The following is an 11,774-nucleotide window of genomic DNA, read 5'->3' on the forward strand; positions in this document are numbered from 1 at the left end:
TTGTCTTTGAGGGCCGGAAAGGATCGTTCTGGATGATCTCGATGCAAAGTTGGGGCCGCCGCGCCGCCGCTGTGTGCGCTGTTTTGGCGCTTGCGCCGGCATTGCGGGCGGAGACGCCCGCCGCGGTGGTGAGCGTTCCGTATACGGCGTCCGGGCCGCAGGAGATGATTGATATTTATACGCCGGCAAACGCGGCGGGCGCGCTGCCGGTCGTGGTGTATATCCATGGTGGAGCGTGGCTGGGCGGGAGCCGATCGAGCGGGCAAGGCGCGAGCGGGCACTTCAACCAGCAGGGATATGTCTTCTGCTCCCTCGATTACCGGTTCTCCAATGAAGCCAAGTACCCGGCGCAGATTGAAGACTGCAAGTGCGCCATCCGGTTTCTGCGCGCGAACGCCGCGAAGTACCATATCGATCCCAAGCGCATCGGGGTATGGGGAGACTCGGCCGGCGGGCATTTGGTCTCGCTGCTGGGACTGACGCCGAAGGTAAAGCATCTGGAAGGCGATGGAGGATGGCGGAAGCAGTCGAGCGCCGTGCAGGCGGTGGTGGATTGGTATGGTCCCTCGGATATCGTTCCCTCCAGCATGAAGACCTATACGAATCCGGCGGGCATCGACGCGATTACGAAGCTGCTGGGCGATCCGATCGATCCCAAGCTCGCCGCCGACGCCAGCCCGATCACGTTTGTCTCCAAAAGCGCGCCGCCATTCTTGATCATGCATGGGGACAAAGATAGCCTCGTGCCCGTCGCGCAAAGCCAGGAGCTTTACGACGCGCTCAAGGCCGACGGCGCGGATGTGACGCTCAAAATCGTCGCCGGCGCGGAGCACGGCGGTTCGCAGTTCATGCTGCCCGAGAATACGGGACTGGTGGATTCGTTCTTTGCGCGCGTGCTCAAGCCGGAGAACGTCAAAAAGTAAGGATCGACGCGATGACGACGCCCAACACCTCGTCCTGGCGCGGCGGAGACGCCGACGGCGAAATGAGAAGCTGGTGCTGCGGGATGCCGCTCGCCGAGGAGCGCCGTCTGACGCCGGAAGAAGCGGCGGACGTGCGCTCGGAGGCGGCGCGCCTTAAAAAGCAAAGCGCCTCCGCATTTCTTGGGATTTTCGGGGGGCTGATCGTGCTGGCGTCCCTGTCGCGCGCGCTAGGCCGGGGTTCGCATGCGGTGGGGCTGGAGATTGCGCTGGAGTTCTTTGCGGGGTTTGCGGGCGTTTCGTGGCTGCTGCTTTCGGCGGAAAGCCCGCTGCGCCGCTCCGAAAAGCTGATCCGAGATCTGAAGCAAGGCGCGATCCGCGTCTTTCGCGGCGAAGTCAAAGGGAAGGACGCCTTCGATTCCGCGCAGACGGCGCTGATCAAATTGCACGCGCTCCAGCCCGCCGAGGGACGCGCGCAGACGATGCTGGTGCTGCCGGAGGCAAGGCGTGTGTGGAGCGTCAACGGCCGCCGCGTCGCGCGCTGGGTAAGCGCCCGCTCGTCCGAAGTCGCCCAGCAGCCGCCGTTCGCGGCCATGGCCGCGCAGTGGCTCGCGCCGACGGGGCGGGCAGACGCCGGCGAGCTGATCAGCACCGGCCAGCGCGAGCTGTCCCGCGCCGAGCGGACCGAAATTCGGCGCTGTATCCGCCGCCACTGGACGCGTCCTCTGCCGGCCGCCGTCGTGCTCACCGCCTGGCTGCTCTGGCCGGTGGCGGCGGCGTGGTGGACCGGAGGCGCGGTGCGCGCCTCCGATTGGTCCAGCGGCGTTCTCACCCACCTCTGGGCCGTAATGGCGGATATCGCGATGGGATACGGACTGCTGCAAGCGTACAAGCTGACGCAGGACCTGCGCGACGGCTCGGTCCAGATCGTGAAGCTGACGCCGCAGGAACGCAGCGCGAATGACGCCGAGGCGGCCGGCGCGCCGAAAAAGGCGCAGGTCGAAACGCTTGTGGAGTATCTCCCCGTCTCGCTGCGGCTGTGGACGGAAGACGGCGCGCCGACCGCCTGGCGGCGATTGGCCGGTTAGCGCCGCTCCCGCGCGGCCGTTTTCAGCAGGAAAGATCCGTCGGGCGGGCGCCGCCCCGGCTGCGCCCGCGCGGCATGCGCAGGGCGTCGCGCCACAGCACTACCGCCGTGATCGGCGTCCGGCTGGGAATGCGGCGGGCAAAGCAGATCGCTCCCGGCTCCCAGTCCGTTCGGGACCGCATCGCCTGCGATGCGCGATCGTACTTGGCGGAATGGGAAGATGTCACTATCGTCCTCAACAACTCCAGTCTCCTCACTGCGGCTTCTATGCCGCGTCCCGCAAATTCGTGATATTCTTTTATCGGGAGAATTTCAGAATTTGATTAGCGCCTCCAGACCATGGCCCGATTACTGCCAGGCGTCGCAGGCGTTCGGGCCGGAGCTGGTGATCGCGCCGGACGCGTAGGGGTACCAGTTAGAGACTCCGTAGGGCGAGTTATCCTGAGCCGGCCCAAAGATATATTTGCACCAGCCGGCCGCGCCGGCGAGCGACGCCATGCGGATCGCCTTGACATGTCCGTCGGCGAAGACCATATTACAGGAGCCGTTGTGGCGGAAGCGCGGCATCTGCGCCGAGAACGGTCCGGAAGCGAACGATCCATTGTCGCTGTCGGCCTTCCTGGCCTGGCGCAGGTCGAACCCACCGTCCGCCCACGCCCACTCCACCGAGGCGAACCGCACGTCGGACCAGTCCTTCTGGGATCCGTTGGCGCCCATATATCCCTTCTCGGCGATCAAGATCTTGTCGGAAGGATTGACGATCTGCGCCATCGTCGCCGACGGGTACTGCACCCCGATATTCCCGCTCCAGGCGTAACTGCTTTCGTCGCCGCCGATCCCCTCATTGATGCCGTACTGCCGCGAGGCGTTCTGCACCGGAAAGTCCGGACAGTTCCAAACGCCGCCGGTCAGCTCAAAGTGGCCGGTGTTGGCGCTCGATGTCGCGCCGCCGTTTTTGACATAAGGATTGACCGCCCACTGCCAGGAGATCGGATCGCTTGCGCTGGACCCAGGCACAGCGGCCCAATCGCCCGCGTCCGAGGCGCGCTGCACGAGAGGATACGTTTCATCATAATCCTGGCAGTACTGCATGACCGCCAGCCCCAGCTGCTTCTCATTCGACAGGCACGCGATCGCGCGCGCCTTGGCGCGCACGCTCGCAAACACTGGAAACAAGATTGCCGCCAGAACACAGATAATTGCAATGACAACTAACAGCTCAATGAGTGTAAATCCCTTATTCTTCATTCGCTCGCCTCTTTTCGCTCGCCACAACAGGAGTAGTGCGCTTGGTAATTCCATACGCTATTCTTGATTGTTGGCTGCTTCGGGACGATCTGGATACCAGTTTATTGGAGGCCGAAAAAGGGCGGCGCCGTCGTCGCGCGGACGATGAGCGTCGTCTCAACCGTCCGGCGACAATCATCGACGGGCGCTCCTCCGATCATGGCGATCAGACGCTCGGCGCCCTGTTCGCCGATTTTAAGAAACGGCTGCTGGATTGTGGTCAATCCGCCGCCGATACGGATGGCGTCGGGCACGTCGTTGAAGCCCGTGATGACGACGTCCTCGGGAACTCGGATATGACGCGCCCGCAGAAATTCAATGATAATCCGCGCAAACCCATCGTCCTGGGTGATGATGGCTGTCGGCGGCGAGTTTGCAAACCACCGGTCCAGCATCTGTTCGTAATACGCATGGGACCAGATATCCTTGGTCGGGCTCGCCTCCAGACTCTTATCCCATGGGATCCCATGGGTTCGCAGGGACTGCCGATAGCCATCCCGCCGGTCCATGAAGTTGGAAGAATGGGCCGGGCCGACGAATGCGATACGCCGATGTCCCAGCGCTGCGAGGTGACTGACAAGCGCATGCATGGCGGCGTGGTTGTCGGTGTTGATATACCCGACGCCATCCGGAACGTGGCGCGTCAGCAAGGCCATGGTGGGCAGTCCAGCGGCGGCGAGATGCCCCAGAATCGGTTCTCGGAGCGCGGGCGCAACCCAAATCAAGCCATCGATATTGCCATTTAGAAAAGCCGCCGCGTTATGGCGATGGGGCTGACCTTCCTCTCCGGTGTAGAGGAGGACATCGTAGCGCGCCCGGTCGGCGGCGCGATTGACGCCGCGCAGAATCGGCAAGGAGATATTTTCACCGGTATCTTCGACGCCCAATCCAAACGAAACGATCCCGATGATATGCGTGCGACGCTGGCGGATCGCGCGAACCAGAGCGCTGGGCGTAAAGTGCAGCGCCTCAATGGCGGTTTCGATCCGCTGGCGCGTCCCCTCGCCCATGCGTCCTTTATCGTTAAGATAATTGGAAATCGTCGCCGTGGAAACGGCGGCCCGCTCCGCCACATCGTGAATAGTGGCTCTGCGCTTTCCCAATCCCTCCAACTCAGCGGCGGGGGCCTCGGCTTGCGCGTCAGGCGGCAGCGATGCGTCGTCGCGCGAAGACAGCCAGTTAGCCACGGTGCGAGCGCTGACATTCAGATCTTCCGCAATTTGAGCCAGAGTCTTCCCCTCTCGCCGCATGCGCCCGGCGCTCTCCCGATGCTCATCCGAATATCCGCGCTCGCGGGGCTGCGGGGTATAGCGGCGACGGCATGCCTGGCACAAAAAACGCTGATTGCCGCCATTCAATCCGGCTTTCACCTGACCGTCCGTTCGACCGCAATGGGGACAAGAAATCATAAGTTTATCATACCTTGCAGACCATCATTCGGATTGCGCCGATATCCTAAACATTGCTATTTCAGCAGAAATATATCCTATTTTATTCATAATTACATATAAAAACTTTCCATTACAAGGCGATATCTTTGGAAATATTTTGCGAAATATCACTTGACTATCCCGAAATGCCGTGTTACAATGACGATGCCATTGATGAACTTGGTACATCTAACTAATCGTGACTTGGAAGGGAGACGGATCCATGAAAAAGAGTGTGAAGAGTAAACTTGGCTTCACGTTGATCGAATTACTAGTTGTTATCGCTATCATTGCAATACTCGCGGCGATTTTGTTCCCGGTTTTTGCTCAGGCTCGCGAAAAAGCGCGCCAAACTTCCTGCTCGTCCAATATGCGGCAAATTGGGTTAGCGGTAATGCAATATTTGCAGGACTATGACGGCAACTATCCCATGGTGTACGCCGCCTACTCCTCGGATAACGGCGCATTCGGCGCCACCGGCGCGGATGTCCAGCTGCAGCCGTACATCAAGAATGGCGCCCAGGTCGCCAATAACAATGGGAATCTCTATGGTGGGGTCTGGAGCTGCCCTTCGGCGGCCATTCCGAACCAGACATCGCACTACCACTTCCGCCAGGACCTGTTCAGCGCTTCCTGGACGATTGGGAACTCCGGATTCGCCAGCGGCAATGAAACCATGGTGGGCGCGCCCGCCAATAAGATCATGATGATCGAGGGCGGCATGCAGGGCAAGACGGCGACACAAAATAGTGTCGGTATTCAGTTTTACACGGATATCTGGGCCGGCTGGGATGACTTCGGCAAGGCCCACTCGGACGGAAGCGACATCAACCCTGGACGCCATGACTGCGACATTCAAGGCGCTCCGGCCGGCGGATGGGACTCCTGCGAACTGTTCCCACGATATCGGCATACCAGCATGGCGAACTTCCTGTTTCTGGATGGTCATGTCAAAGCCAAACGAAAAGGCAGTCTGAACTGGTATCGCGACATCTTTATCGGACGGATGGACGAAGGAACCGCCTCGCCCGGCTGGATGGGGCCAGCCGATTCCTAGGATACGATAAACGACGCATTGGAACCTGCGGCTTGAGCGCCGCAGGTCCTCAGGAGATTTGATACCGATCATGACAGGGAAGAGATTACCGAAAGCGGGATGGCGATTGCTGTGCGTGTGCACGGCGCTAGGCGCGCCGGCATTCGCCCTCGCCGGATGCGCAAGTCAGGCGGACACATCGGGATCCAAGGCGCCGACGCCCATGCCAAACTCCGAGATTGAGAAACAGATCGCGGAGACCCAGAATAATCCCAATATGCCGGCCCAGGAAAAGGCGATGGTCATCAGCAACCTGAAGAGCATGGAGAACGGCAGTCAAGGCGGGCGTCCTCCGGCAACAGCGGCGAATCCGTCCGCCGTTCATTGATCCTCTCGCCTTCGATCTACTCATTCAGCCGCCGGCATCTGCTGGCGGCTGATTTTATGTTGGGTTCGGTCGGAGATGGATATCTCGAAACTCAACTTTATAGTAGGGACGCGTTTCCACATGGATCTCTCGAATATCGGAGGGAGCAATTTTGGGAACCTGAAACCAGGAAGTCGCCGTTTTTTCGTCCCACATGCTGCCGGACGTCTCCAGCGTCGTCATGCGTCCCGAGCGATCTACGACGATCAGACTGCGCTCCATTTCGCCCAAATGATCTGTCAGAGCCCAAATCTTTTTGTTATCCGGCCCATGGGGAGCCGTCTTCGGGCCGGCGAAATCGACGACGCAGCCGTTCGCCTCCACTTCTTCCGCGCCCGGTTTTGGCGCTGGTATCACCGCCGCTGTAGACCAGGGGCCGCTCAGCACGGAGAATCGAAAGTTCGTGCGTTCAGGGATGGTGAGCAGGCGCGTCTCGCCATACCATTCTTCTTTGGGATTCCCGGTGGAAGACGCCCATGTTCCGATGACTTCGGATGACGAACTGCCCATCATGATCGGACTGCGACGCGTATCGGCCTGCCCGGTGACACGCAGCAAGTAGCCGATACTGTTGGGGGAAGCGATAAAGCCGTCGTCGCCCTTTGACTCCGCCGGGAGCCGCGTCCCGTCCGGCAGCCAGCGAGGCCCGTGCGGACTGGTCGCGACTTTAAGCAGCTCGATGGTGACGCCGCCCGGCGCATGCACGATCCCATCCGTTGGAATATGTGTTCCGGGCGCCGATGGATTCAGCGGTGGATTGCGCGCTTCGATGAGCTGCTTAGCTTCCTGGGATTCAGGAAAGCGGCGAATCAGTTCATCAGCGGCGGCGTTCGCCTTGACCTGATCGCCCGTCTGTGAAACCAGGCGAATATAGCTCATGCCGGCGTTCGGACTGGAGTTCTTGTCGTTCAGATCGAATACGTGTCGATAGATCGGAATCGCTTTTTGCGAATTGCCGCTCTGTTCATAAGCGGATCCCAGGTTAGCAATGATATTCGCATCGTTCGCCGCGCTAGGATACCGGGCCATGATCTTCGCAATCGCATCGGGAGAGACGCTATTCACGGCAAACAGCTTCTGCATCGCCGTGTTCGCCGCATTGGGAGCATTGGGGTAACGGTTCAAAAGATCGGCGTACACAATGGCCGCCTGCGCGTTCATGGAGGCCATGCTCAAATCATTCGCAAGCAACACCAAATCGTCGTAATTCAAGGCGCCCGTAGGATCCGTTTTCTTCGCCGCATGGTAGGCGCGGTATCGTTTGAGAGCATCCGACGCGCCACCGTCTTGTTTTATGGCTTCCTGACGGCGATACGTCTTCGCATCTCGCCGGGCTTCGAGGACATCGCCGACCGTTACGCCAGGCATTTGCGCGAGCTGTTCGGAAGCGTCCGCAGCCTCCGCGTATCGATTCAGCGCGAGGAGGACGGACACACGCTGACGCTGGGCGTCCAAATGAAGATCATGAGTCCCATTTTCGGGCAGCCGCAGCGCGGCGTCGTAATCGATGAGCGCTTCCATATTGCGTCCGTCACTCGCTTCCCAGCCGCCGAGCAGGCTGTGCGCCAGGGCGGCTCGCGGATTCCCGTCTCCGGATTGGCGCAGGGCGGCGCTCAAACGCCGGATCGCGGCGTCGCGTTCGGCCGGAGTATTCTCAGTCCAGTTGATATGCTTGATGATATAATCCAGATTGTTCCTCGGCTTGCTGATGGCGGAAAGTGGAACGACGACGGCGAAGAAGACAAGCACTATAACGCCGGTAACCTGGAATGAGGCGGGCGCGCGATTGACGGTCGCGCTGAGGATCGCCCGCAATCGACTTTCGATATGCGAGCGCCGCACCATGGAGACAGCGCCCGAAACCTGACGATGGCGCAGGTTACGGACAATGGCGACGAGTTCGCCGGCATAGTCCGTGGGCGCGATTCCCGCCGCGATCACCCGATCATCGCAGGCGCGCTCGCTTTCATGAACCATCTGACGCAGCGCCCACCAGACGAGCGGGTTCGGCCAGTATAAAATGGCGACACAAGACGCCATCGACTGGCGTATCCAGTCGCGACGGTCAACATGCGCCAGTTCATGAGCCAGAACGGCCCGCAGACGCTCCTGCGTCCAATCCTGCGCGCCGAACGGCAGTAAGATCACTCGGCGCTTGAACCCCCAGGTCATCGGCGACAAATCGGCCGTCTGTTCCGCCCCTTGCAGTACAACAACCGAGGCCTTCGTCATCGCCTCAACTTGCGCCCGAATACTGGCGTCGGAAACTGTGCGCGCGTCACGAGCGAGACTGCGCAGGCTCCGCCGGGCCGCAACGAAGCGCGCAATGCCCAGCAGCACGCCGGCCGCCCAGATTGCAAGGAGCGCGAACGCGCCGATGAGACCGGGCGCGGGATGGGCGAGCGGAGGAACGTTTGGGATGGCGGCGACGGGACTGATGGGACCGGCGGGAACATTTTCCACAGACGAGTGCTGGGCGCCGGCGGTCGCCGCCCAATGCGGCGCCTGAGGAATGAAAACAACCCCATGGGAGGCGGGCGGAGGATTCGAAACAGTCGGCGCGGCGGTGAATTTTGGCCAGCCCTCAAACTCATTGGGCGGCAGCCCGATCGCCAAAATGGGCAGGTAAGCGAGCGCAACGAAAGTAACCGCCCAGACGAAGTGCCGCACCGCCGCCGACGCGCGGGTCAGGCAAAAGGCAAGAACGGAGGCGATCAGGATGATAATCGCGCTCTTCAGCAGCAGATCCCCCAGCAAGAAAGGCAAGTGACTAGTCGCCATCGGTCCGTTCCCCCTGTTTCGCGTCCTCGATCAATCGCGTCAATCGATCCAGGTCTTCGTCGCTGATATCGCTTTCATCGTCCGCAATCAGAGTGGTGACGGCCCGAGCCGCATTGCCGCCGAAAAACGTGCGCACGATTTGGCGCAGCGCCGAACGAGCGGCCGCCTGACGGGGCTGAGTCGGGCGGAACAGATACTTTTTGCCCTGCTCGACATGCGTCACATGCCCCTTCTCCTCCAGAATCCGCAGCAGCGCCCGGACCGCCGAATAGCTCGGCGCGTCGGGCAGCGCCTCCACGACATCCGCCGCCGAGACCTCGCCCCGCTCGTACACAATATCCATGATCTGCCGCTCACGCCGGCTCAGCGTAACCGCATTTGGCTTTGGCATAATCCCTCCAACGATCTGCTAAAATTATAGCACTTCAGCGATCCGGCGTCAAGGCTTTTGGCTAAATTTTTAGCAGATTGTTCAATGAGATAATTTTAGATAAAGGCTTGACATATATAAAAATTTTATATATACTTGTTTTCAATGCAATCGGAGGAATATTTATGGCGTTTCGCAGTGACCTGGACGCACTGGTCTTAAGCGTTCTGCAATCAGAAGCACTCCACGGATATGAGATCGCCAAGCGCATTAATGCGAAGGGCGAAACGGCGTTTCACGCCAAGGAGGGGCAGCTCTACCCAATCCTGCACCGTCTGGAGAATGAGGGCAAGATTCAGGCGGACTGGATCCCCCAGGAAGGCAAGCCGGCGCGCAAGGTCTACCGTTTGACCGAGACGGGAAAAGGCGAGCTCGCGCGGCTGATTGAAACCTGGCGCGAATTCTCTCAGGCCGTCAACAGCCTGATGACGCCGTCGAAACAGGAGGTCTCCATTGGATAATGGATCGATACTGGACCCCATCGAACAGTTCCTCGCCCAGGCAGAGAAGAGACTACGCGGCCAACTGTCGCCGGAAAAGCTCGCTTCAACGCTTGCGGAGGCGCACGAACACCTGACCTGTCGCGCGGAGGAGCTGACGGCCGGCGGCCTGGCGCCGGACGCCGCCGCCGCCACGGCGGTCGCCTCCTTCGGCAAACCACGCGAATGGGCCCGTGAAATCCTGGTCTCCGAGCATATGACACCCTATTTACGGGTGGCGAACAATATCTCGATTGGCGGATTTACGCTTTTTCTTCTGGCGACGCCGCTCGCCATACCAGCGCTGGCGATTGTCGAACGGGATCAATTTGCGCCGATCATCGCACTTATCGCCGGCGCGGCCCTTGCTTTTGCGGTGGCGAATCTCGGCGCGCTCGTGGCCCGGCGCTGCGCGGCCAAGACACTCATCGGCGTCGTGGCGGCGGCGGCGGTCGTCAGCTATCTCGTCATCGGCCTCTCCGCCAACCCGCTGGCGAAGATTCTCATGCAGCGAAGGATCGTGGCGCAGGCCCAGGATTCCATCCGAACGGATGTGAACCTGCTTCAGCAGGGAATTCAGGTTTACGGCGCCTCCACACTACCGGCCAAGGTTCCCAATTCGCTAAAAATCACCGGTGGATTCCTCGCTCCCGTCGCCCGGACACATCCTGCGTCCATGAAGGCGCTCTCGGGGGGCTCCACAGAAGCCGTTGCGACCGAAGAATTGGCCGCTCAGCGATGGCGGGATTTCGGCGCCGTACGTCTCGCCGAATGCCGGATGGGCCTGGTCGATCTTCAGAATCGCCCCGTGACTCACATGAACACGCTTCAGGTCTTCTCAACATTCCAAGGCGACGATTTTGATTCGGCGATTGCCCAGCAGGCGGTGTACTGGGTGCTGATTCAAGGCGCCTTCTGTCTCGCGCTCTGCTTTATCTCCGCTCAGCTCGGACGCCTCATTCACCGCGTCCACACGACGCTGAGGGCGCAGAGAAAGATGAGCCGCTCGCTATTCAGTTAACCCGGCCAATTTTTCAGAGGGAGTCTTCCATGTCACGCAAGGTCCACCGCAAGCCACAAGCCTTTACGCTCATTGAACTGCTCGTCGTGATCTCCGTGATCGCGATCATGGCCGCGATCCTCTTCCCAGTGTTCGCGAAGGCGCGGGAAAAAGGCCGGCAGGCCGCCTGCATCAGCAATGAGAAACAGCTGGGCGTCGCCATTCTCGCCTACACCCAGGATTACGATGAGGTGCTGCCGCTGCGCACGACCGCCGAGGAGGAATACAGCTGGAAGTACGAGATCTCGCCCTATCTGAAGTCCACGGAAGTCTTCAAATGTCCGTCCAATCCCTCGCGCGGCAAGGATGATTACAACACCGCGATGGAATTGCAGCCGCTGGGAATGCCCGTCTTTCCGCCATCGTACGCCGTCAATCGCGGGAGCGGCGCCAACGGCCCGTTTGTCGATGAGCCCCTGCCCGCCGGAGCTACTCCGACATCACTCCGGGACGCAACATCCGTCGTCCATCTCGCCAGCATCCAATCGCCGTCGCAGGTCATCGGCGTCGTCGAAACCACCGCGCTCTACACGGACTTCATCGTCACGGACTTGCTCTGGCGCGCCCCAAATCCATCCCTCTTCGAAGAATCGGGAAACCTGTTCGCCGGACACAACGGGCGCGGTAATTTCCTCTTCATGGACGGCCATGTCAAAGCCATGAAACCGCTCACCACGCTCGACCTTGGGGACGGCGGCTCCGGCCCGGTAAACCTATGGACCAACGACAATAAACCGTTCCTCGGCGACCCCAATGCGTCCGCCCCCGGCGATACGACGGGGAAAACAGTACTGAGCTATTCGGAGGAGATGTATCAATAAATTTCCGCCGCCTTGC

At 60.3% G+C, this 11,774-nt stretch carries 12 protein-coding genes; 7 read left to right on the forward strand and 5 right to left on the reverse strand.

Going from position 1 to position 11,774, the window contains the following annotated elements:
- Positions 1 to 32: 32 nt before the first annotated feature.
- Together D5261_RS29040 and D5261_RS29045 are read left to right on the forward strand one after the other, a co-directional pair.
- Positions 33 to 923: an alpha/beta hydrolase gene (locus D5261_RS29040; protein WP_119322979.1), complete on the forward strand. Its 891-nt coding sequence runs from the start codon at positions 33 to 35 to the stop codon at positions 921 to 923.
- A gap of 11 nt (positions 924 to 934) precedes the next feature.
- Positions 935 to 2,008: a hypothetical protein gene (locus D5261_RS29045; RefSeq protein ID WP_119322978.1), complete on the forward strand. Its 1,074-nt coding sequence runs from the start codon at positions 935 to 937 to the stop codon at positions 2,006 to 2,008.
- 22 nt (positions 2,009 to 2,030) lie between these two features.
- Here the strand turns inward: D5261_RS29045 and D5261_RS29050 are convergent, their stop codons facing one another.
- The 3 genes from D5261_RS29050 to D5261_RS29060 form a co-directional block, all read right to left on the reverse strand.
- On the reverse strand, positions 2,031 to 2,246 hold the full coding sequence (locus D5261_RS29050) for a hypothetical protein (protein WP_301002333.1): 216 nt from the start codon (positions 2,244 to 2,246) through the stop codon (positions 2,031 to 2,033).
- A gap of 109 nt (positions 2,247 to 2,355) precedes the next feature.
- Positions 2,356 to 3,255 carry a DUF1559 family PulG-like putative transporter gene (locus D5261_RS29055; protein ID WP_174721488.1) on the reverse strand — a complete coding sequence of 300 codons (900 nt, stop codon included), beginning with the start codon at positions 3,253 to 3,255 and terminating at the stop codon, positions 2,356 to 2,358.
- Positions 3,256 to 3,356: 101 nt separating this feature from the next.
- Positions 3,357 to 4,703: a LacI family DNA-binding transcriptional regulator gene (locus tag D5261_RS29060; RefSeq protein ID WP_119322975.1), complete on the reverse strand. Its 1,347-nt coding sequence runs from the start codon at positions 4,701 to 4,703 to the stop codon at positions 3,357 to 3,359.
- 244 nt (positions 4,704 to 4,947) lie between these two features.
- Here D5261_RS29060 and D5261_RS29065 point away from each other — a divergent pair, with 244 nt between their 5' ends.
- Entirely contained in the window at positions 4,948 to 5,781 is an 834-nt protein-coding gene (locus tag D5261_RS29065; RefSeq protein WP_119322974.1) for a DUF1559 family PulG-like putative transporter, read from the forward strand.
- A 70-nt stretch (positions 5,782 to 5,851) separates the two neighbouring features.
- Positions 5,852 to 6,148 carry a hypothetical protein gene (locus tag D5261_RS29070; protein ID WP_125206136.1) on the forward strand — a complete coding sequence of 99 codons (297 nt, stop codon included), beginning with the start codon at positions 5,852 to 5,854 and terminating at the stop codon, positions 6,146 to 6,148.
- Positions 6,149 to 6,202: 54 nt separating this feature from the next.
- Here the strand turns inward: D5261_RS29070 and D5261_RS29075 are convergent, their stop codons facing one another.
- Complete coding sequence (locus D5261_RS29075) at positions 6,203 to 8,968, reverse strand: M56 family metallopeptidase (RefSeq protein WP_119322972.1); 2,766 nt, start codon at positions 8,966 to 8,968, stop codon at positions 6,203 to 6,205.
- The gene (locus tag D5261_RS29080) at positions 8,958 to 9,359 is read right to left on the reverse strand and encodes a BlaI/MecI/CopY family transcriptional regulator (protein ID WP_119322971.1); all 402 of its coding nucleotides are present in this window, start codon (positions 9,357 to 9,359) and stop codon (positions 8,958 to 8,960) included. The genes D5261_RS29075 and D5261_RS29080 overlap by 11 nt, the downstream gene beginning before the upstream one ends.
- A gap of 164 nt (positions 9,360 to 9,523) precedes the next feature.
- On the opposite strand from D5261_RS29080, the gene D5261_RS29085 reads away from it, so the two are divergent.
- The 3 genes from D5261_RS29085 to D5261_RS29095 are packed head-to-tail and all read left to right on the forward strand — an operon-like array spanning position 9,524 to position 11,758.
- Complete coding sequence (locus D5261_RS29085; RefSeq protein ID WP_119322970.1) at positions 9,524 to 9,859, forward strand: PadR family transcriptional regulator; 336 nt, start codon at positions 9,524 to 9,526, stop codon at positions 9,857 to 9,859.
- Positions 9,852 to 10,898 carry an HAAS signaling domain-containing protein gene (locus tag D5261_RS29090; RefSeq protein WP_119322969.1) on the forward strand — a complete coding sequence of 349 codons (1,047 nt, stop codon included), beginning with the start codon at positions 9,852 to 9,854 and terminating at the stop codon, positions 10,896 to 10,898. Before D5261_RS29085 ends, D5261_RS29090 begins: the two co-directional genes overlap by 8 nt.
- Positions 10,899 to 10,927: 29 nt before the next feature.
- Positions 10,928 to 11,758 (forward strand): prepilin-type N-terminal cleavage/methylation domain-containing protein, encoded by an 831-nt coding sequence (locus D5261_RS29095; protein ID WP_119322968.1) that lies wholly within the window; start codon positions 10,928 to 10,930, stop codon positions 11,756 to 11,758.
- Positions 11,759 to 11,774: the final 16 nt, after the last annotated feature.

This window comes from Capsulimonas corticalis (genome assembly GCF_003574315.2).
Classification (GTDB): Bacteria; Armatimonadota; Armatimonadia; order Armatimonadales; family Capsulimonadaceae; genus Capsulimonas; species Capsulimonas corticalis.

Bases quoted from the DNA above. Each gene is read 5' to 3' on its own strand.
- D5261_RS29040 (WP_119322979.1), top strand. From the start codon at position 33: ATGATCTCGATGCAAAGTTGGGGCCGCCGCGCCGCCGCTGTGTGCGCT.
- D5261_RS29045 (WP_119322978.1), top strand. From the start codon at position 935: ATGACGACGCCCAACACCTCGTCCTGGCGCGGCGGAGACGCCGACGGC.
- D5261_RS29055 (WP_174721488.1), bottom strand. From the start codon at position 3,255: ATGAAGAATAAGGGATTTACACTCATTGAGCTGTTAGTTGTCATTGCA.
- D5261_RS29060 (WP_119322975.1), bottom strand. From the start codon at position 4,703: ATGATTTCTTGTCCCCATTGCGGTCGAACGGACGGTCAGGTGAAAGCC.
- D5261_RS29065 (WP_119322974.1), top strand. From the start codon at position 4,948: ATGAAAAAGAGTGTGAAGAGTAAACTTGGCTTCACGTTGATCGAATTA.
- D5261_RS29070 (WP_125206136.1), top strand. From the start codon at position 5,852: ATGACAGGGAAGAGATTACCGAAAGCGGGATGGCGATTGCTGTGCGTG.
- D5261_RS29075 (WP_119322972.1), bottom strand. From the start codon at position 8,968: ATGGCGACTAGTCACTTGCCTTTCTTGCTGGGGGATCTGCTGCTGAAG.
- D5261_RS29080 (WP_119322971.1), bottom strand. From the start codon at position 9,359: ATGCCAAAGCCAAATGCGGTTACGCTGAGCCGGCGTGAGCGGCAGATC.
- D5261_RS29085 (WP_119322970.1), top strand. From the start codon at position 9,524: ATGGCGTTTCGCAGTGACCTGGACGCACTGGTCTTAAGCGTTCTGCAA.
- D5261_RS29095 (WP_119322968.1), top strand. From the start codon at position 10,928: ATGTCACGCAAGGTCCACCGCAAGCCACAAGCCTTTACGCTCATTGAA.